Raw genomic sequence first — 22,360 nt, 5'->3', positions numbered from 1 at the left:
ACGTATCGACGGATTCGTACAACGGGTGATCTACGCGCGTAGGAGTTAGAGTGCGGAAATGACGAGCCAGAGCACCCCGAACACCCCGACGCCGGACCAGATCCGCCGGGCGCCGAAGGTTCTGCTGCACGACCACCTCGACGGCGGCCTCCGCCCGGGGACGATCGTCGAACTCGCGCGGGACGCCGGGTACACCGGACTCCCCGAGACCGACCCGGACAAACTCGGCGTGTGGTTCGCCGAGGCCGCCGACTCCGGTTCGCTGGAACGGTACTTGGAGACCTTCTCGCACACCGTCGCCGTGATGCAGACCCGGGACGCGCTGATCCGGGTCGCCCGCGAGTGCGCGGAGGACCTCGCCGAGGACGGCGTCGTATACGCCGAGGTGCGGTACGCGCCCGAGCAGCACCTCGACGGCGGGCTCAGCCTCGAAGAGGTCGTCGAGGCCGTCAACGAGGGCTTCAGGCAAGGGGAGTCGCTGGCGCGGGAGGGCGGGCGGCGGATCCGCGTGGGGGCGCTGCTCACCGCCATGCGGCATGCCGCCCGCGCCCTGGAGATCGCCGAACTCGCCAACCGCTACCGCGACCTGGGCGTCGTCGGCTTCGACATCGCGGGCGCCGAGGCCGGGTTCCCGCCCACCCGGCACCTCGACGCCTTCGAGTACCTCAAGCGCGAGAACAACCACTTCACCATCCATGCCGGCGAGGCCTTCGGACTGCCGTCCATCTGGCAGGCGCTCCAGTGGTGCGGCGCCGACCGGCTCGGACACGGCGTGCGCATCATCGACGACATCCAGGTCCAGGACGACGGCACGGTCAAGCTCGGCCGGCTCGCCTCCTACGTCCGGGACAAGCGCATCCCGCTGGAACTGTGCCCCAGCTCCAACCTCCAGACCGGCGCCGCCGACTCCTACGCCGAGCACCCCATCGGGCTGCTGCGCCGGCTCCACTTCCGGGCCACCGTCAACACCGACAACCGGCTGATGTCCCACACCAGCATGAGCAGCGAATTCGAGCACCTTGTCGAGGCGTTCGGTTATTCGCTCGACGACATGCAATGGTTCTCCGTCAATGCTATGAAGTCAGCATTCATTCCTTTCGATGAACGACTGGCCATGATCAATGACGTGATCAAGCCCGGATATGCCGAACTCAAATCCGAATGGCTGTTCCGTCAGACGGCTTCCACCAGCGGTTCTGTACCCGAAGAGGGCTGACAGAGGTCGAACGGGACACGGGGGATGCGGGCGGGCATTCACAATCCGTCCGCATTTCGATGTTTGCGGCGGGCGCCTTCGCGTGTTTACGGTCTTGGACCGCTCACATCCCCGTCATCCCATTCAAGGACGCATTCACCATGAAGCAGTCTGCTGCCAAGACCCTCGGTGTCGCCGCCCTCGGTGCTGCCTTCGCCGCCGTAGGCGCGGGTGCCGCGAGCGCGGCTCCGGCGGTCCCGGACACCACCCAGGTGCTGGGCGCCGTGACCCACACGCTGCCCGCGGAGAACGTCACCAAGGCGCTGCCGGGTGCCGGCGAGGCGCTGAGCCAGGCGCAGCCCGCGCTCGCGGGCGGTCTCTCCGCCGTGCAGCCGGCCGCCGAGAAGGTCCTCTCCGACGGCCCGACCGCGCCCGTCGCCGGACTGCTGGGCGGCCTCCCGCTGTCCCAGACGGGCCTGCCCACGCACGGCCTGCCGCTGAACGGCGTTCCGCTGGGCTGAGGCCCGCCGGGCCGAGGTCCGTTGGGCTGACGCCTGCTGGGCGAGGTCCGTTGGGCTGAGCCCGCCCCCGAACGCGCCGATGGGGCGCCCCCTGGACGAGGGGTGCGCCCCATCGGCGTACGTGCGCCGGGCCGGTGTGGGCTGTCACCAGGCCTCGGTGCGCACCTTGTCCTCGGACGGGAACAGGATCCACAGCGCGATGTAGAGCAGGAACTGCGGCCCGGGCAGCAGACACGAGAGCAGGAAGATCACCCGCATCGTGGTCGCGGAGGTACCGAAGCGCCGCGCCAGCGCTGCGCACACTCCGCCGATCATGCGGCCTTGGGTGGGGCGGGCAATGGCGGTCATGATGGGCACTCCTTCTTTTGGGTCGTTCGCCTTCGGGGGCGCCTCGGCCGGTGTCGAGAGCGCGATCGTGCTCGACGCCGCGCGCCTCCGCGCGATCGCACTCTCGACACCGGCGCGCCCCCTGCGGCTCGCTCCCGGCCGACGCGTGGGGACACTGGCCCTCGGTGGGCCCTGGGCGTTCGTTGAGGTGGGCGGGCTGCCCATCTGCCTTCAACGGTACGGAGGCGGAGGTTGCCCGGCGTCGCTCTACGGTGCGATGCCGACCCTGGGAATCGTCGGGGTCCGTCCCTGAGTCGCTTCCTCCTGGAGGAGGGGCGCGGGGAAGGGGCTCTCGCCCCTGCGGCGGAGCCAGGCGCGGGCGGCGGGGACGACGGCGACGTGCGCGAGGGCCACGCCCACCGTGTTCATGAGCAGCGAGTCGACGTCCACGACCTGGCCCGGCACGCCGGTCTGGAGCAGTTCGATGCCGAGCGAGATCAGGGCGCCGGCGGCGACCGTACGGATCAGGGACGCGAGCGGCGAGACATGCAGCCGGCCGCTCACCATCGGGAGCAGGACGCCGAGCGGGGCCAGCAGCGCGAGGCCCTCACCGATCCGCTTCGCCGCCTCCGGCCAGCCCAGCGCGAGATCGGCCCGGATGCTGGCCAGCGGGTGCAGGTTCGGCGGCATCACCCAGGGGACGTCCCGCGGGCGCAGCGTGACCCAGGCGACGAGCACGAGATGTGCGACGAGGAGGACACCTCCTGTCACACGGACGCGAATCGCGGCACTGCCGCCGATGGAGCCTTGACGCTGCACGCCCCACTAGACGCCCCCTCCGGCACGATCGGTTCCGGGTAGGGCCCAAGCACCGGGCTGAGGCTTCCGCCACACCCCGCTTTTCCGGCTCGTTCACCTCCGGGGCGCTTTACGGAGGAGGCGGCATGATGGACCCATGCCAAAGGGGCGGGTACGCGCGGTCGTCGGCTATGCGGCGCTCACACTGCTGTGCGCGGCAGCGACGACATGGTGCGTACTCACCGGCATCGCGAAGCTGAACCTGATGGGGAACGCCGTGGAGGTCCGGCTCGCGGAGTGCCACCAGAAGGAGGGCGCGAAGGGCGGCACCTACACGGTGTGCAGCGGCCCGGTGCACACCACGCGGAACGCTACGAACGCGCGCACCGCGAAGCTCTCGTACAAAGGCCACGAGGGCGAGACCATAAGGGCCGCACGCACCCCCTGGGGAAGCTACGACGCGGTGGACACCGACTTCGTCTCCCGGAGCATCTCGATCCTGCTCCCCGTGGTGCCGCTCCTCGGGACGGTCGGCGCGGGAGCTCTCACCGTCAGGGAGTTCCGCCGGCCGGCCGCGTGAGCTGCCACTGTCGACACCGGCGCGCCCCGTCGGCTCAGCCCCCCGTCACCTCGCTGGACGGCGGAGCCTTCGTGCCGGGTGCGGAGCGGACGTCGTCCGTGCATTCGTAGCGGCGCAGTGGGGTGTCGTCGGGACCGCCGAGGATGACGGAGCCGTCGCCCTCGGCCGCGGCGGAGTCGGAGAAGGTGCAGACGATCTGGGCGAGCGCGTACGACGTCAGGTCGGCCGGTGAATTGCTCAGCCGCAACGCGTCCTTGGGGTCCTTGGCGCGCGGCCCGCTGACCGTCATGCCGCCCCGCACGTCGGTCGTGTACCGGGCGTCCTTCTCGCCCGGCGACGGCGACTGCGCGAGCTGGTCCAGCAGCCCCTGCGCCACGATCACGCGCCGCTGCACGTCCGCGGTGCCGTCCGGCACCTGCACGGTCCGGTCGACGGTCACCAGCGACGACCCGCACAGCAGGAACACCTGCACGGGCACCCCGCGCGCGGCCTGCGTCGACACGTCCGGCTCGGTCAGCGTGCAGGGCACCATCGAGGGCGCGGGCCCGAAGTCGGTCGGCACCTCCGTGGCCCGGATCCCGCACCCGGCGAGCAGCAGTGCGAGGAGGGGGAGAGTCAGCAATCCGCGTGCCTTCATGAGGCGTCCCCCTTCGAACTGTCCCCTTCGCCCTCGCCCTTGTCGGTCTCCTCCGTGAGTACGGACGCGTCCCTCGGCAGCCGCAGGGTGAACACCGCGCCGCCGTCGGGGGAGTTGGCGGCGGTGATGTCGCCGCCGTGGATGTGGGCGTTCTCCAGGGCGATGGAGAGGCCGAGGCCGCTGCCCTCGGAGCGGGGGCGGGAGGCGCTCGCCTTGTAGAAGCGGTCGAAGACGTGCGGGAGGACGTCCTCGGGGATGCCGGGGCCGTGGTCGCGGACCGCGATGACGAGGTCGTCGTCCTCCAGGCGGACCGACACCCGGACCGGCGAGCCGCCGTGCTTGAGGGCGTTGCCGATGAGGTTGGCGAGGATGACGTCGAGGCGGCGCGGGTCGAGCCGGGAGTGGATGCCGCGCTCGGCGTCGAGGTCCACGGCGTCCAGCCAGGCGCGGGCGTCGATGCACGCCGTGATCTGGTCGGCGATGTCGACGTCGTCGAGGACCAGCCGGGCGGTGCCCGCGTCGAAGCGGGTGACCTCCATCAGGTTCTCGACGAGGTCGCCGAGCCGCTTGGTCTCGCTGACGACGAGCCGTACGGCGGGCTCGATCATCGGGTCCACGCTGCCGGTCTCGGCGTCGAGTTCCTCCTCCAGGACCTCCACCACGGCCGTGATCGCGGTCAGGGGGGTGCGCAGTTCGTGGGACATGTCGGCCACGAAACGGCGCGAGGCGTCGTCGCGGGCGGCCATGTCGGCGACCCGTTTCTCCAGCGCCTCGGCGGTCTGGTTGAACGTCCGTGACAGTTCGGCGAGTTCGTCCGTACCGGACACACGCAAGCGGGTGTCGAGCTTGCCCTCGCCGAGCCTGCGCGCCGCGATGCCGAGGCGGTGCACGGGCTTGAGGACGGTCGTCGCGGCGGCCTGCGCGAGCAGCGCGGAACCGATCAGCGCGAGCCCGGTGGCGATACCGAGCGACCAGGCGAGGGAGTTGAGATCCTTCGCCTCCGGCTCAAGCGACTTGAGCATGTAGCCGGTCGGGCCGCCGCCGATCATCCGCGTGCCGGCCACCAGGAACGGCGTGCCGTGCTCGGTGACCCGCTGCCAGTACAGGTGGTACGGCTCCTTGTTGCCGTCGGTCACCGACTGCTGCTTGTTCACCGCCGTGCGCAGCGACTTGGGCACGTCCTCCAGCGAAAACCCGTTCAGGCCGCCGGAGTTGCCGTAGACCGTCTTTTTGTTCGTGTCCTCGGCGACCAGCAGGACGCTGAAGCGCTGGCTGCTGTTGGCCATCTGGCCTGCCGTGCGCATGAGTTCGTCCTGCGTGGGGTGCAGCGGCAGGGCTCCGGCGTGGTTCTGCATCTCCTGGCGGAAGTCGCGCAGTACCGCGTCCTGGGCGCGGGTGAGGACGGCCTCGCGGTTGAGCCAGTAGGCGATGCCGGACGCGGACACGGCGGCGGTCAGCGCGACCAGGCCGAAGACGACCACCAGCCGCAGGCGCAGGCTGGTGAACCGCAGCCGCCACAGAACTCCCTTACGACCCGGGCGCCAGCCGCGGATCCCCCCTGGTGCGTCGGTCACTGAGGCGAGTCCAGGCGGTAACCGACGCCGCGCACGGTACGGATCAGTGTCGGGGACGAGGGCACGTCCTCGACCTTGGCGCGCAGCCGCTGGACACACGCGTCCACCAGCCGCGAGTCACCGAGGTAGTCGTGCTCCCACACCAGGCGCAGCAACTGCTGCCGGGACAGGGCCTGTCCGGGCCGACGGCTCAGTTCGAGCAGCAACCGCAGCTCGGTGGGCGTGAGTTGGAGGTCCTCGCCGTTCTTCGTCACGGTCATGGCCGCGCGGTCGATGACGAGCGAGCCGAAGCTCGCCGCGTCGGACGACTCACGCTCCCCGCGCCGCAGCACGGCCCGGATCCGGGCGTCAAGGACGCGCCCCTGGATCGGCTTGACCACATAGTCGTCGGCACCGGACTCCAGCCCGACGACGATGTCGATGTCGTCGCTGCGCGCGGTGAGCAGAATGATCGGCAGCTGGTCGGTGCGCCGGATGCGCCGGCACACCTCGAAACCGTCGATGCCGGGCAGCATCACATCCAGCACGATCAGGTCCGGCCGCTGCTCACGCAGCAGCTTCAGACCGTCCTCGCCGCTGGCAGCGGTGGCTACCCGGTGTCCCTGGCGCGTCAGCGAGAGCTCCAGGGCCGTCCGGATGGCGTCGTCGTCCTCGATCAGCAACAGGGAAGGCACGGGGCTCATTCTGGCCCATGCGGGGGCGGTGTTTCGACACCTGCACGGGTACGCGCCCGTAGCGCTCCTTTCTGTGACCGGACTGTCCGTTTTCTGAGGGCAGCCGCAGAGGGGGACCCCTGTGACAGGTCTGTGACAGTCGGCGGACACGTCCATGAAGTGACCCCGGCAGGATTTTCGTCACAGGCAAGGAACCACGAGGAACCGAGCCGGAAGATCCGAACACCGGGCAAGTCCACTACGGGGGGCGCGAGATGAGCACGCTGCACAGCACCAGCAACAACGCAGTCATCACGCGTCTGCACGACGTCACCCGGGGTTCCGAGAAGTCCGGTGCCGTGAGCGGGCGGGGGTGCGTTCGCGGTGCCGGGCGTCAGCACACCGGTTACATGACGGTGGTTGACGCGCACACGGGGGAAGCGCACGGGGGAAGCGGGTACAGGGAGGACACGGGGGAGCGTCGTTCGCTGTCGGAGGCGGAGTTCACCGCCTACGTCCAGGAGCGCCGCGCCTCCCTGTACGCGACCGCCTACCACCTGACCGGCGACCGCTTCGAGGCCGAGGACCTGCTCCAGAGCGCGCTGTTCTCGACGTACAAGGCGTGGGACCGGATCAGCGACAAGGCCGCGGTCGGGGGCTACCTCCGCCGCACCATGACGAACCTGCACATCAGCGCGTGGCGCCGCCGCAAGCTGAACGAGTACCCGACCGAGGAACTGCCGGAGACGCCCGGCGACACGGACGCGATGCGCGGCACCGAACTGCGCGCGGTCCTGTGGCAGGCGCTGGCCCGGCTGCCCGAACTCCAGCGCACCATGCTGGTCCTCCGTTACTACGAGGGCCGCACGGACCCGGAGATCGCGGAGATCCTCGACATCAGTGTCGGCACGGTGAAGTCCAGCATCTGGCGGTCGCTCCGCCGCATGCGCGAGGACGAGGTCCTCAGCTTCGGCCGTGACGAGGAGGACGCCTTCGGGGAGCTCGTCGCCTGAGGGTCGGGGGGAAACGGGGAACGGGGGAGCACCAAGGGGACCACGGGGGATCGGCGCTGGGGGGGCGCCGACGGGGTCCTGGGGGGGGAATCACGGGGGAAGTACCACGGGGGAAAAGGAAGAGCGGGACTGGAGGGCCGGGGGGTCCGTCCAGTCCCGCTTTTTTTTGTCCGCAAAGGCTTGTCTACGAGGGGGAGGGCGCCGGAGCCGTGTGTGCCGGACGCCGGCCCACCGCCGCCGCGGCCAGCCTGCCCAGCGCCTCGTCCTTGTCGCACGCGTACGCGCCGAGCGTCGTCTGCCGCGCCACGATCGACCGCTCCAGCCGCATCAGCCGCCAGCCGCGCCGCAACAGGAACGGCACGGACTTACGGCCCTCCCGCAGATCCCGCAGGAAGCGGCGCCGGAAGGTGCGCACCGGACCCCGGCTCAGGCACAGGGCGTCCGCGAGGACACCCAGCTCCCGGCAGCGGGTGATGACCTCGGCGGCGAAGATTCCCTCCGCTATGAAGAGCGGGGTCCGGCCGACGTCGACCGCCTCCGTGCCCGTGCGGGCGCTGAGCGAGATGTCGTAGACCGGCACATCCGTACGACCCGTGCGGCACAGCTCGACGATCGCGGTGACCGCGACCTCCGCGTCCCAGGAGTCGGGGTGGTCCCAGTCGATGTCCGAACTCCCCGCCACCAGTGGCAGCGTCGGGTCGTCGCCCTCCTTGTAGAAGTCGTCGAGCCGCAGCACGGGAAGACCGGAGCGGGCCGAGACAAGGGACTTGCCGGAACCCGAGGGGCCGCACAGCAGCACGACACGGGCCGGTGACGGGGAAAGGATGCTCACGGGACACCAGTTTGACGTATTCCGTACGTCCTGCCGACCCCGCGGGTCGCCATTGGAACGCGCATCACACGTCAACTACCCTTCGTGCTGACCTGATTACCCTGCGCACCAGAAGGTGGCACCAGCAATGGCACGACACACGTCCTCCCAGCACCCGACCGCCCAGCGCGCCCTGGTCGCCCTCGCGACCGCCGGAGTCGCCCTGGGCGCGGGCGCGGCGACGGCCGCCGCCGCGGACAACGCGCCGGTCGTCGACGTGATGCGGACGCGGCCCACCTCGCTGGGCAAGATCGACCCTGCGGCGGGGCTCGGCGCCGTTGCCGGCACCGTCGGCTACGTCACCGGCCCGATCGCTGGGCTCAAGCCGAATCCGCTCGCGGGGACGGGAGTTGACCCCCTCGACAACGGCGTTGCCACCCAGCTCGCCGACTTCCAGCCGGTTGCTTCGCAGATGTTGACCGCGCCTGTTGCCGAGGCGGAGTCGATCAGCAGGATTCCGGTGGTGGGGCAGGCGCTGGGAGTTCTTGGGGGTTGAGTTGCGGGGGAGGGGCGGGGAGCTGCGGTCTCGTTGCCGGGTGCGCGTTCGTTGTGGCTGGTCGCGCCCACGCGGCGGAGCCGCAGATCCAATACCGCCCCGCGCCCCTGAGGCGTGGCCTTCGGCCTGCCTCCTAGTACGAGGAGCCGCTTGCTCCCAATGAACCCGTCGGATGCCAGACCGTCTTCGTCTCCAGGAAGGCTGTCAGGCGGTCGATGCCCGGAGTCTCGTTGTAATCCACAGGCTGTGGACGAAGAACTCGCTTGAGGTTGTCGGCCGCCGCGATCTCCAGCTCCTTCGCCAGTACGTCGTCCGCGCCCGCCAGGTCGATCGCGTTGACGTCCTGGTGGGCGGCCAGGGGGGCCGCGATCTCCGCCGTTTTCCCGGAGAGGATGTTGACGACTCCGCCGGGGAGGTCGGAGGTGGCCAGGACCTCGCCCAGCGACAGTGCGGGGAGCGGGGACCTCTCGCTCGCGACGACGACGGCCGTGTTGCCGGTCGCGATCACCGGGGCCACGACCGAGATCAGCCCGAGGAACGACGACTCCTGGGGGGCCAGGACGGTGACGACACCCGTCGGCTCGGGGGAGGAGAGGTTGAAGAAGGGGCCCGCGACCGGGTTCGCGCCGCCGATCACCTGGGCGATCTTGTCGGTCCAGCCCGCGTACCAGACCCAGCGGTCGATCGCCGCGTCCACGACCGCGGACGCCTTCGCTGTATCTGATTTCTTTGAGGGCGACAGGCCCTCCGCGTCCGCGACTTCGCGCACGAACTGGTCCTTGCGGCCCTCCAGCATCTCGGCGATGCGGTAGAGGATCTGGCCCCGGTTGTACGCCGTCGCGCCGGACCAGCCGCCGAACGCCTTGCGGGCGGACACGACCGCGTCACGGGCGTCCTTGCGGCTCCCCTGGGGGGCGTTGGCCAGCCACTTGCCCTTTGCGTCGGTCACCTCGTACACCCGGCCGCTCTCGGAACGCGGGAACTTCCCGCCGACGTACAGCTTGTAGGTCTTGAAGACGCTCAGACGGTTCTGCTCGGACTTCTCAGACATCGAGGTACGCCTCCAGGCCGTGGCGACCGCCCTCGCGGCCGAAGCCCGACTCCTTGTAGCCGCCGAACGGCGAGGTCGGGTCGAACTTGTTGAACGTGTTGGACCAGATGACACCCGCGCGCAGCTTGCTCGCGACGGCGAGGATGCGGGAGCCCTTCTCGGTCCAGATGCCGGCGGAGAGGCCGTACTGGCTGTTGTTGGCCTTCGCGACCGCCTCCTCGGGAGTGCGGAACGTCAGTACGGACAGCACCGGGCCGAAGATCTCGTCGCGGGCGATGGTGTGCGCCTGGGTGACGTTCGTGAAGAGCGTCGGGGCGAACCAGTAGCCGGAGGACGGGAGTTCACAGGCCGGGGACCAGCGTTCGGCGCCCTCCGCCTCGCCCTGTTCGACGAGCGTGGTGATCCGGGAGAGCTGCTCGGCGGAGTTGATCGCGCCGATGTCCGTGTTCTTGTCGAGCGGGTCGCCGAGGCGGAGCGTGGAGAGCCTGCGCTTGAGCGAGTCCATCAACTCGTCCTGGATCGACTCCTGTACGAGCAGCCGGCTGCCCGCGCAGCAGACCTGGCCCTGGTTGAAGAAGATGCCGGTGACGATCCCCTCCACCGCCTGGTCGACGGGGGCGTCGTCGAAGACGATGTTCGCGCCCTTGCCGCCGAGTTCGAGCGTGACCTTCTTGGCCGTGCCGGCCACCTGGCGCGCGATCGCCTTGCCGACGGCCGTAGAACCGGTGAACGCGACCTTGTTCACGTCCGGGTGCGCGACGAGCGCGGCGCCCGAATCGCCGTATCCCGGAAGGATGTTGACGACACCCTTGGGGAGGCCGGCCTGGCGGCAGATGTCCGCGAAGAAGAGCGCGGAGAGAGGAGTCGTCTCCGCGGGCTTCAGCACCACCGTGTTGCCGGTCGCCAGCGCCGGGGCGATCTTCCACGCCAGCATCAGGAGGGGGAAGTTCCAGGGGATGACCTGGCCCGCGACACCGAGGGGCTGGGGGTTCGCGCCGAAACCTGCGTGGTCCAGCTTGTCGGCCCAGCCCGCGTAGTAGAAGAAGTGCGCGGCTACGAGGGGGAGGTCGGCGTCCCTCGTCTCCTTGATGGGCTTGCCGTTGTCCAGGGTCTCCAGGACGGCCAGTTCACGGCTGCGCTCCTGGATGATCCGGGCGATACGGAACAGGTACTTGGCGCGCTCGGAGCCGGGCAGTGCCGACCACTTCTCGAAGGCCTTGCGGGCGGCCTTCACCGCGCGGTCGACGTCCGCCTCGCCCGCCTGGGCGATCTCGGACAGCACCTCTTCGGTGGACGGGGACACGGTCTTGAAGACCTTGCCCTCGGCCGCCTCGGTGAACTCGCCGTCGATGAACAGGCCGTAGGAGGGGGCGATGTCGACGACGGAGCGGGACTCGGGCGCCGGTGCGTACTCGAAAGCGGATGCAGATGTGGATGCCATGTGGATCAGTCCACCGTCACGTAGTCGGGGCCGGAGTAGCGGCCGGTGGCCAGCTTCTGACGCTGCATCAGCAGGTCGTTCAGGAGCGAGGACGCGCCGAAGCGGAACCAGTGGTTGTCCAGCCAGTCCTCGCCCGCCGTCTCGTTGACGATGACCAGGAACTTGACCGCGTCCTTGGAGGTACGGATACCGCCCGCGGGCTTCACCCCGACCTGGATGCCGGTCTGGGCGCGGAAGTCGCGCACCGCCTCCAGCATCAACAGGGTGTTCGCGGGCGTCGCGTTGACGGCGACCTTGCCCGTCGACGTCTTGATGAAGTCCGCGCCGGCCAGCATGCCGAGCCAGCTCGCGCGCCGGATGTTGTCGTACGTCGACAGCTCGCCGGTCTCGAAGATGACCTTGAGACGGGCCGCCCCGGACGCCTCCTTCACGGCGACGATCTCGTCGTAGACCTTCATGTAGTTGCCCGCGAGGAAGGCCCCGCGGTCGATGACCATGTCGATCTCGTCGGCGCCGGCGGCGACCGCGTCGCGCACGTCGGCCAGCTTCACGGAGAGCGCGGCACGGCCGGCCGGGAAGGCGGTGGCGACGGAGGCGACCTTCACGGAGGAACCGGCGACGGCCTCCTTGGCGACGGCCACCATGTCGGGGTAGACGCAGACGGCGGCGGTCGAGGGGCTCGTCCGGTCGGTCGGGTCGGGGCGGACCGCCTTGGCGCCGAGCGCCCGGACCTTGCCGGGGGTGTCCGCGCCTTCCAGGGTCGTCAGGTCGACCATCGAGATGGCGAGGTCGATGGCGTACGCCTTCGCGGTGGTCTTGATGGAACGGGTCCCGAGCGAGGCGGCACGCGCCTCCAGGCCGACCGCGTCGACGCCGGGCAGCCCGTGGAGGAAACGGCGCAGCGTGCTGTCGGACGCGGTGACGTCACCGAGAGAGTGTGCTGTGGGTGCAGTGGTGGGCATGGTCACCAGACGAGCATATCTACGCGCGTAGCGGCTGTACACCCCGTGCGGATGAGCGCCCTGAAGGGGCGCGCGGAACTGCCCGACAAGCCACGACGTCCCCGCACTCGCAAACGAACAGGTCCCCAACGGCGAATGGGCGAACGGCTGAGGCACAATCGGCACCATGACGACCCCGCACCACGAGCCCCCCACCTCGCAGCCCCCCGACCGCATCTACAGGTCGTCCATGGGCATCGCAGGCGGCGTACTGCTGCTCGCCATCGGACTGTGGCTCGGCATCGACGCGCTCGTGCGGGGAAACGGCCGCACGCCGTGGCTCGCGCTCGCGGGGCTGATCCTCGTCGTGCCGCTGGTGGTCGCCTTCACGTTCCGCCCGGCCGTGTACGCCAACGACGACCGGCTGCGCGTGCGCAACCCGTTCCGGCTGGTCGTGGTGCCGTGGGGCGAGGTGGCCGCGCTGCGGTCCGGGCTCTCGAACGAGGTTCTCACCAAGGCCGGCACCAAGTTCCAGCTGTGGGCGATCCCGGTCTCGCTGCGCAGCCGCAAGCGGGCGGCGCGCCGCGAGGCGCGGTCCAGGGCGGAGGCGGCCGGCCAGGCGGGCCGGGGCGGCCGGGCCGGGGGCTTCGGCGGCGGATTCGGCGGGTTCGGGGGCTTCGGCGGGGGCCTGGGCGGCGGTGCCGCGGCCGGTGAGTCCACGCGGGCGGAGTCCGACCAGATCATGAGCGACCTGAACGAGCTGCTGGAGAACCGGGAGCAGGCGGAGTCGGCACAGGGCGAGGTCACGGTGCGCTGGGCGTACGAGGTGATCGCCCCGGCGCTCGCGGGTGCCGTGGTGCTGGCGATCCTGTTGGCGACGGGCTGACCGGACCGCCCTCACTCTCACAGCTTTCCGGGTCATCATTCGACCCGAACTCGGCCGCGGCGGCGGTCCCCCACCCGGAGGCGAAGCCGAGCCAGCCGACCACGCCCGTGGTCCGAGTCTCTGGGAAGTCATGGACACGAACGTCCGGCAGCCGCTGCGGCTGCCCGCCTCCGCGATACCCGAGGGCACCGTCCGCTGGCGCGGCGAGCCGGTGCGACGGTGGACGGCGGCGCTGCCCCTGCGCCGGATGTCGGTGCGGTTGCGGCTGGTCCATGTGAAGCTCGCGGTGCTGTGCGGCTGGCTGGCCGCGGCGGCGCTGCTGTACTACGGCGGTCTGCCCCCGTACCTGGCTGCGGTGCTGCCGCTCCAGGCGATCTGGGCGCTGTGGCGGCCCGAGATCGTCCGGTACTCGGCGGCCGTCCTGTTCGTCGCGGTGGTCGGGTACGGGTCGTGGCCGCCGCACGCGTCCTGGTGGGTGCTCGGCGGTGTCGTCCTGCCTGCGCTGGTGCTCTCCGTGCCGCCCGCCGAATACCGGGCACGTGCGCGTGCCCGGCAGCGGGAGGTGGCCCTCGCCGCGTCGGAGGGTGTCACGGCCCGTCTCCCCGGCGCCGGCCGGCCGGTTCGCCGAGGCCGTTTCCTCATCCGCGCCGGAACGTTCCTTCTGGTCCCCGGCGCCGCACTGACCGCCCTGGCGCCGCTCGTCCCGCACGGCGAGGACCGGCAGGCCGCCGTGATGACCGGCGTCCATGTGGTCGGACTCGGCCTCACCGTCCTGCTGTCCGGCGTGCTGGGCAGACGGCGGGCCCGCGCGCTGCGACAGGCTCCGGCCCCCGTCCTGCGCGTGCTGGTCCGGGAGACCGCGCACGGCGACACGGAGGTCCTCGCCACCGACGACCCGGCCGCGCTGCGGCCCCTGTTCCGGGTCGCCGTCTCGGACCCGGACAACACCGCCGCCGGAATCCACCCCGCCGACCCCGCCGACCGGGCCCCGGAGGACGCGGACGACCCCGAGGACGCCGACCCCCTCCCCAGCGCCTTCGACGACGTCGTCGACGAAGTTCTGGACGACGTCCTCGGCGGCGGTCGTCTCCCCGTCGAGCGTTCCGGCCCCGTCCGCGAGGCCGTCCTCTACGGCACCCCCTACGACGGCGCCGAGATCCTCCTCGTCAGCGCCCCCTCGAAGCCGGGCGGCGCGCCGCGAACGCAGTGGTCGACCGGGCCCGTGCGGCCGTTGTCCGAACCCGAGGTGCGGCGGCGGCTCGTGCGGGCGAAGCGGGCGGCGGTCCGGGCGGCCCGCGACGACGCGCGGCACGCGGAACTGGTCGCGGCCGTGGCGGCGCGGAGCGCCGAGCCCGTGCCGGTACGGCGCTGGCGGGCGGGTCCGGTGGACTGGCTGGCGACCTTCCTGATGGCGCAGTGCGGCGTCTGGCTGTACTGGGTCGCGGTCGACGAGAGCCTCTGGCATCGCGTCCTGCTGGTCGTCATGGGCATGAGGGGCGCCACCCGGATCCCCGTGAAGCTGTCCTGGCGCATCACCGCCGACCGGACCGGCATCTGGCTGAACGGTCTGCGCCGGCCGCGACACATCACCTGGGACGACCTCCGCTCGGCCCGCCGGGATGGGGTCGAGCTGAAGCTCCGGTGGCGCGGCGGCGATTCCTGGGTGGTCGCGGCCCCGCACTCGGCCCGGCTGCAACGCAGGCGCGGTCTGATCCACCCCTACGACACCCTCGCCGCCGAGCTCTCCGCGATGATCGCCGACCCCGCCCTGCGGCCCACCGGCGAGAGCGCGGAGGAGGAGCGCGGGCGCCCGCTGTGGCCGTATGCCGCGGTTCTCGGTATCGCCTGGATCGCGGTGCTCGTCACCCGCTGGCTGTCCTGACCGCTGTGCGGGGCGCTGTCCCCGTGCAAGCGCTTCCGTCCGCTTATTGGCAACGTTGTCCTGAGACCGGAGTGAGCGCTTTCCCTGTGGCTGTCCTAGGGGTTACCTAGGGGGTACTTCGACATGAAGCGTGTGCCCGGCCGTCACGTTTGTCTCTCCCCGTTCATCTCCGCCTCAGTAGATTGCTGGTGCCGTCCATAGCGCCGTACCTGCGGGTTTTACTCATCGATGGGCGGCAAGGGGTGGGGACATGGAGCGGTCCGGCGAGACGGCAAGACCTGCCGTCGCGGTGATGGGCATGAGATGTCAGATCGACATCGACGGCCGGGGCGGATACGGCTGGCGGCTGGTGGCCCCCAACGGGCGGTCGGTGGCGGTGTCGTTGACCTCGCACGACAGTCATGAACGATGTCGTACGGCCTTTGTGCGGCTGTGCTCGCGGCACGCCGAGATGGGCGGCGGCATCCAGCACAGCGCCGAGGGCGGCGGCTGGGTGTGGGTGGTGTGGGAGACGTCCGGCCGGCATCTGGCCGGGGCGGCGCGGACGTACGAACGGCATGCCACCTGTCGTGCCGCCTACGACCGGTTCCGCGCGCTGCTGCCCGAACTGGTGGGCGTGGGGCCGGAGTTATTCGGCAACAGCTGACGGACACGGCTGCCTCCGCCTGTCAGCTGCCCGTCAACTCGCCATGTTCATAGGTGAGTTGTCCATGGTGCGGGTGTGCCGTGCGCAACGGTTGTTGCCCCCAGGGCACCTCTCGTTCACACCTCGGGCTGAGCATGTCAATCGCGGGCCCGGAGCGTCGGGACCGTGCCTGTGCCGATACACCTCAGACAGCCGCAGCCCGGGGCCGCCCTCGCGGCCGGGCCCGACGACGACGTGCCCAGACGCCTGTACGCCGACCCGGGACTGCCCGACCGGATCTTCCGCGTGGTGCTGCGCTCCGGCGGCACCTTCGTGCTGGCCGTCATGCTGCTCGTGGGCGGCTTCCTGCTCTACCGGGCCTGGCTGGCGCTGGACAAGGCCGGCTGGTCCTTCCTGACCACCGCCCAATGGGCCCCGGACCAGGGGAACTTCGGCATCGCGGCGGTACTCGTCGGCACCGTCCTGATCGCGATCGTCGCCGTCCTGGTCGCCGTACCGCTGGCCACCGGCGCGGCCCTCTACATCTCGGAGTACGCGCCCGCCCGGCTGCGCCGGACCCTGATCAGCGTCGTCGACCTGATGGCCGCCGTACCCTCCGTGGTCTACGGGTTGTGGGGGGTGTTCTTCCTCCAGGACAAGGTGCTGCCGGTCGCCCGCTGGATCTCCACCTACTTCGGGTGGATCCCGGTCTTCGACGTGCGGGGCGCCGACCCGGCCGACCCGCTCGCGCCCGAAAGCCTGTACACGTCCTCGACGTTCATCGCGGGCCTGGTCGTCGGCATGATGATCGCGCCGATCGTCTGCTCGATCATGCGCGAGGTCTTCTCCCAGGCCCCCGCCGGTGAGCGCGAGGGCGCCTACGCGCTCGGCGCGACCCGCTGGGGCATGATCCGCAGCGTCGTCCTGCCCTTCGGGCGTGGCGGCATGATCGGCGGCACCATGCTCGGCCTGGGCCGGGCGCTCGGCGAGACCATCGCCATCTTCATGATCATCTCGGTGACCTTCGACATCCAGTGGCACGTCCTTCAGTCCGGGACCAGCTCGATCGCCTCGCTGATCGCGCTGCACTACGGCGAGGCCAGCGAGTTCGGCATGTCCGCGCTGATGGCGGCCGGTTTCGCGCTGTTCCTCATGACGCTGATCGTCAACTTCGCCGCCTCCTCCATCGTCGCCCGCTCGCGCTCGGGCGCGACGAGCGACGCCTGACGGCGGCCGCCTTCCCATGTCAACTCCCAGGCGCCCGCAGCCACTTACGCCCCACAGGAATGAGCGACCATGACCGTTGCCCCTGAAGCGCCCGGCGCGCGTCAGGCGACCGGCCGCCCGCGCACCACGCTGCCGGGCTCCGCGCGCGGCACCGGGCCGGGCGGGGAGAGCCGCCGCGCCCTGACCCGGATGCGCGCCACCGACCTGTACGCCGTCGTCGGCGCCGCCGCCTCCGCGCTGTCGCTGACCTGGCTGCTGTTCGCCCGGCTGCTCCCCTTCGACGGCGCGGTCGGCTTCGCCGTCCTGGCCTACGGCCTCTTCCTGCTGATCTACGCCCTGCTGGTCTCCTTCGACGAGGACGGACCCGCCGTCGTCGACCGCATCGCGGCGGCGGTCGTCCGCTCGATGGGCGTGCTGCTGGTCGTGATCCTGGTGTTCGTCGTGGTGTACGCGCTGGTCGAGGGCCGCAAGGCGCTCGTACACCTGAACTTCTTCACCCAGGACATGCACCTTGCGGGACCGCTGGAACCGCTCGGCGTCGGCGGGGCGCTGCACGCGGCGGCCGGCACCCTGATCATGATCACCATCGCGCTGCTGATCACCGTGCCGGCCGGGCTGATCTGCGCGGTGTTCCTCACCGAAGTCCCCGGCGGCTACGCCCGGTTCGTGCGCACCATCGTCGAGGCGATGACCGCGCTGCCGTCGATCGTGGCCGGCCTGTTCATCTACGCCACCGTGATCCTGGGCCTGGGCCTGGGGCAGTCGGGTCTCGCCGCCGGGCTCGCGCTCTCGGTGATGATGCTGCCGATCATCATCCGGGCCGCCGACGTCGTGATCCGGCTGGTGCCCGGCACCCTGCGCGAGGCCAGCTACGCGATGGGGACCAGCCGTTGGCGCACGGTCTGGCACGTCGTCCTGCCGACCTGCCGCTCGGGCCTCACCACGGCCGTGATCCTCGGCACCGCGCGCGGTATCGGCGAGACCTCCCCGGTGCTGCTGACCGCGGGCTTCACCAACGACCTCAACCTCAATCCGCTGCACGACCCGATGGTCTCGCTGCCGCTGGTCACCTTCGAGTTCGTCAAGTCGCCCGAGCCGAACATGATTTCGCGCGGTTTCGGTACGGCGGCCCTGCTGATGACGCTGGTGCTGCTGCTGTTCGTCGCCGCACGCATCGTCGGCGGCCGTGGACCGGGCCAGTTGACGCACCGTCAGGAACACCGGCGCGTCCTCGCGTCGCAGCGTGACGCGCGTCGCTTCGCCGCCCGCCCCGCGGCAGCCCCTTCCGCCCCGAGCCCCAACGCCCTTACCGAAAACGGGAGTTCGTCGTGAAACCCGCCACTCGTTTCCGTCTGGCGGCCACCGCGCTGTCACTGCTGTGCGCCCTGCTCGCCGCCCAACCACCGTCCGCCGCCGCTGCCTCCTACGCGAAGATCACCGGCTCCGGCTCGACCTGGAGCTCCAACGCGGTCCAGCAGTGGGTCCGCAACGTCAAGGCCAACTACGGCATGACGGTGAACTTCTCGGCCAACGGCTCCTCCCAGGGCCGCCAGCAGTTCAAGAACAACACCGTCGACTTCGCGGTCTCCGAGATCCCCTACGGCCTCAAGGAACAGGGCGTCACCGAGGTGCCGCCGAGCCGGGGTTACGCCTATATGCCGATCGTGGCCGGCGGTACGGCGTTCATGTACAACCTCAAGATCAACGGCAGGATGGTCACCAATCTGCGGCTCTCCGGGGACGTACTGACCAAGATCTTCACGGGGAGGATCACCCGCTGGAACGACCCCGCGATCTCCGCCGACAACCCCGGTCTGACCATGCCGGCCCGCGCGATCGTCCCGGTCGTCCGCTCCGACGGCTCGGGCACCAGCGCGCAGTTCACCACCTGGATGTCCAAGGAGTACCCCGCCCTGTGGAGCGACTACTGCTCCCGCACCGGGCGCGGCAGCGGCAACTGCGGGATGACCTCGTTCTATCCGCTGCTCAGCGGCTCCACGATGGTCTCCAAGTCCGGCTCGCTCGGCGTCTCCGGACATGTCCGCCAGCCCTCCGGCGAGGGTGCGATCACCTACGTCGAGTACTCCTACGCCAAGAACACCGGCTTCCCGGTGGCCAAGGTGCTCAACAGGGACAACTACTACGTCGAGCCGACCGCGGCGAGCGTGGCGGTGGCCCTGACCAAGGCCGGGATCAACCAGAACCAGCAGTCCTCGAACTACCTGACCCAGATCCTCGACAACGTCTACACCAACGCGGACGCCCGCACCTATCCGCTCTCCAGCTACAGCTACATGATCCTGCCGACGAAGGTGGAGGCGGGCTTCACCACCGCCAAGGGCAACTCGCTGGGCACGTTCGCCCGTTACTTCCTCTGCGACGGCCAGCAGCAGGCGGACGACCTGGGCTACTCGCCGCTGCCGAAGAACCTCGTCGAGGCGGGCTTCGAGCAGATCCGCAAGGTGCCTGGCGCCCCCACGAGTTCGATCAACATCAACGACTGCCGCAACCCCACCTTCTCCGGCGGCGTCAACACCCTGATCAAGAACGCCCCTTACCCCAAGGCCTGCGACAAGAAGGGGTCCACGCAGTGCACCACCGGCACGGCCGGCGCGGCGGGCACCGACACCCCGGTGAAGCCCGCGGCCAACGGCGGTAGCACCTCGGGCGGCGCCAACTCCTCGACCGGCGGCTCGACTTCGGGCGGTTCCTCCGCCACGGGCGGCACGGCGGGCACGGACACCAACGGCGACGGCACGCCCGACTCCACCGCGAGCGCGGCGGCCGGCGGCACCTCCGGGGCCTCCATCGACCCCGACACCGGCGAGGTCGTCAGCGGCGACGGGACCGGGGCGGGCACCGGCAGCGGCGACACCTCCGTCGTGGCCAACCCCGTGGCCCTCGCCGCGGACAACGGCCTCGGGATGCGCGGCGCCCTGATGGCCCTGTCGGCCGTCCTGCTGCTCGCGGTCGTCGTCGGACCACCGCTCACCGCCCGGATGCTGGCGGCCCGTTCGCGCCGCAAGAGGGAGTTCTGATGAGACGCCGTACGACACGGGTGACCGTGGGCGTGGGCTGCCTGCTGTCCGCCCTGGTGCTGGCGGTGCTGCCGCTGCCCCGGGGCGCGGACCGGGCGCAGGCCGCGACCACCGAGAGTTCGGCGGTGACGGAGAGCGGGACGAAGGGGACGTACGGCGACGACTTCTCGAACCTCGAAGTCACCGTGCACCAGACGAAGGACCTGACCGGACAGGGCGTGCGGGTGACCTGGACGGGCGGGGCGCCGTCGGCCAACGACCAGACCAACTTCCTCTCCGTCATGCAGTGTTGGGGCGACGCGACGTCCGGTCCCGACCGGACGCAGTGCGAGTACGGGATGGCGGCGGGCGCGCAGGCGGGGAACGGCCGGTCCGTGTACCGGAGCGGTTCCTCGGTCGGTGACCCGCTGGAGACCGCGGCTTCGACCCCGGTCGACCACAACGGCGACCACTACGTGCCGTTCCGGCCGGTCGCCGGGCAGGGCGACCCCACCACGAGCGGCACCGACACCACGTACTTCACCGACGGGGACACCAACGCGGTCGCGTTCCTGCCGAACGACGGTGACGGCGGCGGCGACATGTCGTTCGAGCTGAAGTCGGCCGTGGAGCAGCCCGCGCTGGGCTGTGGCGCCCGCACCACCGCGTCCGGCGCGGTCCAGCCCTGCTGGCTGGTGGTGGTGCCCCGCGGCACCCACGACCCCGGCGGGAGTCAGCACCAGGCGGGCAGCCAGGTCTCCTCCACGCTCAGCCAGTCGAACTGGGACCAGCGGATCGTGTTCCGCCTCGACTTCGCGCAGGTCACGGACAACTGCGACGCGGACAAGCCCGAGCGCGGAATCATGGGTTCCGAACTGGCCACCGACGTCGTCACCTCCTGGCAGAGCGCACTGTGCCGCACCGGGACCTACCGCTTCACCTACACCCAGTCCGGTGAGCAGCAGGCCCGGGACGCCGTGACCTCGGGCGACTCGACGGCCGGGCTCGCCCTGACGGTGGACCCCGTCGAACCGGTCGACGGAGCACCCCCGGTGGTGCACGCGCCGGTCGCGGTCACCGGGCTGACGATCGGGTTCGTCTGGATGTACGACGTGTCGGGCGGCAGCCGCCCGCTGACCGAACTCAAGCTCAACCAGCGCCTGTTGGCGAAGGTCCTCACACAGTCCTACCCCCTCAGCCTGGTCAAGCCGGGCGACAAGGTGCCCGCCCATCTCGCCGGCAACCCGGATTCCCTGGTCAAGGACCCCGAATTCATCGAGCTGAATCCCTCGCTCGCGGGCCAGGCGGCGGGAAACGCGCCCCTGGGTCTCGCCGTGACACAGGCCAACACCGATTCTGCCCGCCTGGTGTGGAAATACATTCTGGCGAACGCCGACGCGAAGGAATTCATCGAGGGGAAACCCGACCCCTGGGGAATGAAGGTCAACCCCGCCTACGAGAACGGGGTCGTCTCGGACTCCCTGGACTTCTTCCCCAAGACGGACATCACACCCGCGACGACCGACTGCGGGGGCGGCAACACCACCACGATCACCTACACCGGCATGGACGTCGTCCCCTACGTCAACGACATGCACGACGGGGCGCTGAAGGTGCGCCGCGGTGACATCGGCACCGCCTATCAGTGCGTCCTGACCGACAACGTGCCGAAGCTGTCGCCGGTCGGCCGCCCGATCCCCACCGGCCAGCGCCAGTTCGGCCTGGTGGACAACGCGTCCGCGACCCGCTACCTGCTGGGCGCCGCCGCCCTGCGCAACGGCGCCGGGCAGTACGTCCAGCCGAACAGCCAGTCCCTGCTCAAGGCGGTCGCCGAGATGCCCGACTCGGACGTGGCCGGCGTCAAGGCGCCCGACCCCGCCCGGACGAAGGACGGCGCCTATCCGCTGACCGCCGTGGTCTATGCGGCGGCCTCCCTCGACGAGGCCAAGGACGCCCGCCTCGACTACGCCAAGGTGATGCGCTACGCGGCCGGCGACGGCCAGACCCAGGGCACGGCGAAGGGCCAACTGCCTTACGGGTACGCCCCGTTGCCCACCGCGCTGCGCACGCAGGCGAAGCAGGCGGCGGACCTGCTGGAGAAGGGCGCGCCGGACGCCGGCGAGTCCACCGGCAGCGCCTCCGGGGGCGACGACGTGAGCGGCAGCGGCGGCTCGGCGGCCGGCGGAGCGGCGGGCGGCACGGCCGGAGGCACCGGAACCGGCGCCGCCGGAACATCCGGCACCACCGCCACCGCGTCGGACACCGCCACGCCCTCCACCGCTCCCACGGAGACCGACCCGGCCAAGCAGAACGTGGCCCAGTCCGGCGGCCACACCCCGTCGGAGGTGCTCGGGCCGGTCCGCTGGGTGCTGCTCGGCGTCCTCGTCGCCGGTGGAGCGGCCGCCCTCGCGGGCCCGGTCATGCTGCGGTTCTCGACGCGCCGAAAGGCGGCCGCCGACTGAGCCCCCGGACTTTCCGGATTCCCCGGGGAACATTCACGCCCCGGGGAATCCGCGCACCGCCAAGTGAATTCCCTTGGAGTCACCTAGGAAAGGGAGTCGTAACCTGATGACCGGCTGGAATTAGTGGCCTCAGGAGACGGATCTGCGGAATTGTTCTGCGTGG

21 protein-coding genes are annotated in these 22,360 nt (G+C 70.5%); 12 read left to right on the top strand and 9 right to left on the bottom strand.

What is annotated here, in order from left to right; genetic code table 11:
* Positions 1-58 precede the first annotated feature (58 nt).
* Both ACQHII_RS18620 and ACQHII_RS18615 read left to right on the top strand, forming a co-directional pair.
* Positions 59-1,216, top strand: coding sequence for an adenosine deaminase (locus ACQHII_RS18620; RefSeq protein WP_019066928.1), 1,158 nt, complete (start codon positions 59-61; stop codon positions 1,214-1,216).
* Between the two features lie 140 nt (positions 1,217-1,356).
* Entirely contained in the window at positions 1,357-1,716 is a 360-nt protein-coding gene (locus tag ACQHII_RS18615) for a hypothetical protein (RefSeq protein WP_019066929.1), read from the top strand.
* Positions 1,717-1,860: 144 nt separating this feature from the next.
* Here the strand turns inward: ACQHII_RS18615 and ACQHII_RS18610 are convergent, their stop codons facing one another.
* Both ACQHII_RS18610 and ACQHII_RS18605 read right to left on the bottom strand, forming a co-directional pair.
* Entirely contained in the window at positions 1,861-2,064 is a 204-nt protein-coding gene (locus ACQHII_RS18610; RefSeq protein WP_026178268.1) for a PspC domain-containing protein, read from the bottom strand.
* A gap of 246 nt (positions 2,065-2,310) precedes the next feature.
* The gene (locus tag ACQHII_RS18605) at positions 2,311-2,862 is read right to left on the bottom strand and encodes a VanZ family protein (RefSeq protein ID WP_427920353.1); all 552 of its coding nucleotides are present in this window, start codon (positions 2,860-2,862) and stop codon (positions 2,311-2,313) included.
* A 136-nt stretch (positions 2,863-2,998) separates the two neighbouring features.
* On the opposite strand from ACQHII_RS18605, the gene ACQHII_RS18600 reads away from it, so the two are divergent.
* Positions 2,999-3,421 carry a hypothetical protein gene (locus ACQHII_RS18600; protein WP_427920352.1) on the top strand — a complete coding sequence of 141 codons (423 nt, stop codon included), beginning with the start codon at positions 2,999-3,001 and terminating at the stop codon, positions 3,419-3,421.
* A 34-nt stretch (positions 3,422-3,455) separates the two neighbouring features.
* Here the strand turns inward: ACQHII_RS18600 and ACQHII_RS18595 are convergent, their stop codons facing one another.
* The 3 genes from ACQHII_RS18595 to afsQ1 are packed head-to-tail and all read right to left on the bottom strand — an operon-like array spanning position 3,456 to position 6,306.
* The gene (locus tag ACQHII_RS18595; RefSeq protein WP_427920351.1) at positions 3,456-4,058 is read right to left on the bottom strand and encodes a hypothetical protein; all 603 of its coding nucleotides are present in this window, start codon (positions 4,056-4,058) and stop codon (positions 3,456-3,458) included.
* Positions 4,055-5,632, bottom strand: a complete 1,578-nt coding sequence (locus ACQHII_RS18590; RefSeq protein ID WP_427920350.1) for an ATP-binding protein — start codon at positions 5,630-5,632, stop codon at positions 4,055-4,057. The genes ACQHII_RS18595 and ACQHII_RS18590 overlap by 4 nt, the downstream gene beginning before the upstream one ends.
* Positions 5,629-6,306 carry a two-component system response regulator AfsQ1 gene (afsQ1, locus tag ACQHII_RS18585; RefSeq protein ID WP_427920349.1) on the bottom strand — a complete coding sequence of 226 codons (678 nt, stop codon included), beginning with the start codon at positions 6,304-6,306 and terminating at the stop codon, positions 5,629-5,631. The genes ACQHII_RS18590 and afsQ1 overlap by 4 nt, the downstream gene beginning before the upstream one ends.
* A 254-nt stretch (positions 6,307-6,560) precedes the next feature.
* Between afsQ1 and ACQHII_RS18580 the strand changes: the two genes are divergently transcribed.
* Positions 6,561-7,298, top strand: coding sequence for a SigE family RNA polymerase sigma factor (locus ACQHII_RS18580; protein ID WP_019066937.1), 738 nt, complete (start codon positions 6,561-6,563; stop codon positions 7,296-7,298).
* 184 nt (positions 7,299-7,482) lie between these two features.
* Here ACQHII_RS18580 and ACQHII_RS18575 read toward each other — a convergent pair whose 3' ends face one another.
* The gene (locus tag ACQHII_RS18575; RefSeq protein ID WP_427920348.1) at positions 7,483-8,130 is read right to left on the bottom strand and encodes a uridine kinase family protein; all 648 of its coding nucleotides are present in this window, start codon (positions 8,128-8,130) and stop codon (positions 7,483-7,485) included.
* A 127-nt stretch (positions 8,131-8,257) separates the two neighbouring features.
* Here ACQHII_RS18575 and ACQHII_RS18570 point away from each other — a divergent pair, with 127 nt between their 5' ends.
* Complete coding sequence (locus tag ACQHII_RS18570) at positions 8,258-8,665, top strand: hypothetical protein (RefSeq protein WP_427920347.1); 408 nt, start codon at positions 8,258-8,260, stop codon at positions 8,663-8,665.
* A gap of 133 nt (positions 8,666-8,798) precedes the next feature.
* Here the strand turns inward: ACQHII_RS18570 and ACQHII_RS18565 are convergent, their stop codons facing one another.
* Genes ACQHII_RS18565 through deoC form a run of 3 tightly spaced genes read right to left on the bottom strand, consistent with a single transcriptional unit; the run spans position 8,799 to position 12,119 of the window.
* Positions 8,799-9,716 carry an aldehyde dehydrogenase family protein gene (locus ACQHII_RS18565; RefSeq protein ID WP_427920346.1) on the bottom strand — a complete coding sequence of 306 codons (918 nt, stop codon included), beginning with the start codon at positions 9,714-9,716 and terminating at the stop codon, positions 8,799-8,801.
* Positions 9,709-11,157 carry an aldehyde dehydrogenase family protein gene (locus ACQHII_RS18560; protein ID WP_427920345.1) on the bottom strand — a complete coding sequence of 483 codons (1,449 nt, stop codon included), beginning with the start codon at positions 11,155-11,157 and terminating at the stop codon, positions 9,709-9,711. Before ACQHII_RS18560 ends, ACQHII_RS18565 begins: the two co-directional genes overlap by 8 nt.
* Before the next feature lie 5 nt (positions 11,158-11,162).
* Positions 11,163-12,119, bottom strand: a complete 957-nt coding sequence (gene deoC, locus ACQHII_RS18555; protein WP_427925347.1) for a deoxyribose-phosphate aldolase — start codon at positions 12,117-12,119, stop codon at positions 11,163-11,165.
* A 166-nt stretch (positions 12,120-12,285) separates the two neighbouring features.
* On the opposite strand from deoC, the gene ACQHII_RS18550 reads away from it, so the two are divergent.
* The 7 genes from ACQHII_RS18550 to ACQHII_RS18520 all read left to right on the top strand — a co-directional run bounded on the left by ACQHII_RS18550 (position 12,286) and on the right by ACQHII_RS18520 (position 22,197).
* The gene (locus ACQHII_RS18550; RefSeq protein ID WP_427920344.1) at positions 12,286-12,984 is read left to right on the top strand and encodes a PH domain-containing protein; all 699 of its coding nucleotides are present in this window, start codon (positions 12,286-12,288) and stop codon (positions 12,982-12,984) included.
* A gap of 130 nt (positions 12,985-13,114) precedes the next feature.
* A complete protein-coding gene (locus ACQHII_RS18545; protein WP_427920343.1) occupies positions 13,115-14,866 on the top strand; it encodes a hypothetical protein in 1,752 nt (583 codons plus the stop codon).
* Between the two features lie 250 nt (positions 14,867-15,116).
* Entirely contained in the window at positions 15,117-15,512 is a 396-nt protein-coding gene (locus ACQHII_RS18540) for a hypothetical protein (RefSeq protein WP_427920342.1), read from the top strand.
* Between the two features lie 165 nt (positions 15,513-15,677).
* Complete coding sequence (pstC, locus tag ACQHII_RS18535) at positions 15,678-16,718, top strand: phosphate ABC transporter permease subunit PstC (RefSeq protein ID WP_427920341.1); 1,041 nt, start codon at positions 15,678-15,680, stop codon at positions 16,716-16,718.
* Between the two features lie 69 nt (positions 16,719-16,787).
* On the top strand, positions 16,788-18,050 hold the full coding sequence (gene pstA / locus ACQHII_RS18530) for a phosphate ABC transporter permease PstA (RefSeq protein ID WP_427920340.1): 1,263 nt from the start codon (positions 16,788-16,790) through the stop codon (positions 18,048-18,050).
* Positions 18,047-19,756: a phosphate ABC transporter substrate-binding protein PstS gene (pstS, locus tag ACQHII_RS18525; protein WP_427920339.1), complete on the top strand. Its 1,710-nt coding sequence runs from the start codon at positions 18,047-18,049 to the stop codon at positions 19,754-19,756. Before pstA ends, pstS begins: the two co-directional genes overlap by 4 nt.
* A complete protein-coding gene (locus ACQHII_RS18520; RefSeq protein ID WP_427920338.1) occupies positions 19,756-22,197 on the top strand; it encodes a hypothetical protein in 2,442 nt (813 codons plus the stop codon). The genes pstS and ACQHII_RS18520 overlap by 1 nt, the downstream gene beginning before the upstream one ends.
* Positions 22,198-22,360 lie beyond the last annotated feature (163 nt).

This window comes from Streptomyces sp. cg40 (genome assembly GCF_050320165.1).
In the GTDB taxonomy this organism is placed as follows: Bacteria; Actinomycetota; Actinomycetes; order Streptomycetales; family Streptomycetaceae; genus Streptomyces; species Streptomyces hokutonensis.
The sequence above is the reverse complement of the archived record's forward strand: the minus strand, read 5'-3'. Positions and strand labels throughout refer to the sequence as shown.

What these genes read in the sequence shown, in the direction of transcription:
- ACQHII_RS18600 (WP_427920352.1), top strand. Translation starts at nt 2,999, where the DNA reads ATGCCAAAGGGGCGGGTACGCGCGGTCGTCGGCTATGCGGCGCTCACA.
- ACQHII_RS18540 (WP_427920342.1), top strand. Translation starts at nt 15,117, where the DNA reads ATGGAGCGGTCCGGCGAGACGGCAAGACCTGCCGTCGCGGTGATGGGC.
- ACQHII_RS18570 (WP_427920347.1), top strand. Translation starts at nt 8,258, where the DNA reads ATGGCACGACACACGTCCTCCCAGCACCCGACCGCCCAGCGCGCCCTG.
- ACQHII_RS18620 (WP_019066928.1), top strand. Translation starts at nt 59, where the DNA reads ATGACGAGCCAGAGCACCCCGAACACCCCGACGCCGGACCAGATCCGC.
- ACQHII_RS18615 (WP_019066929.1), top strand. Translation starts at nt 1,357, where the DNA reads ATGAAGCAGTCTGCTGCCAAGACCCTCGGTGTCGCCGCCCTCGGTGCT.
- ACQHII_RS18580 (WP_019066937.1), top strand. Translation starts at nt 6,561, where the DNA reads ATGAGCACGCTGCACAGCACCAGCAACAACGCAGTCATCACGCGTCTG.
- ACQHII_RS18550 (WP_427920344.1), top strand. Translation starts at nt 12,286, where the DNA reads ATGACGACCCCGCACCACGAGCCCCCCACCTCGCAGCCCCCCGACCGC.
- ACQHII_RS18610 (WP_026178268.1), bottom strand. Translation starts at nt 2,064, where the DNA reads ATGACCGCCATTGCCCGCCCCACCCAAGGCCGCATGATCGGCGGAGTG.
- ACQHII_RS18565 (WP_427920346.1), bottom strand. Translation starts at nt 9,716, where the DNA reads ATGTCTGAGAAGTCCGAGCAGAACCGTCTGAGCGTCTTCAAGACCTAC.
- ACQHII_RS18560 (WP_427920345.1), bottom strand. Translation starts at nt 11,157, where the DNA reads ATGGCATCCACATCTGCATCCGCTTTCGAGTACGCACCGGCGCCCGAG.
- pstA (WP_427920340.1), top strand. Translation starts at nt 16,788, where the DNA reads ATGACCGTTGCCCCTGAAGCGCCCGGCGCGCGTCAGGCGACCGGCCGC.
- ACQHII_RS18545 (WP_427920343.1), top strand. Translation starts at nt 13,115, where the DNA reads ATGGACACGAACGTCCGGCAGCCGCTGCGGCTGCCCGCCTCCGCGATA.
- ACQHII_RS18520 (WP_427920338.1), top strand. Translation starts at nt 19,756, where the DNA reads ATGAGACGCCGTACGACACGGGTGACCGTGGGCGTGGGCTGCCTGCTG.
- ACQHII_RS18595 (WP_427920351.1), bottom strand. Translation starts at nt 4,058, where the DNA reads ATGAAGGCACGCGGATTGCTGACTCTCCCCCTCCTCGCACTGCTGCTC.
- deoC (WP_427925347.1), bottom strand. Translation starts at nt 12,119, where the DNA reads ATGCCCACCACTGCACCCACAGCACACTCTCTCGGTGACGTCACCGCG.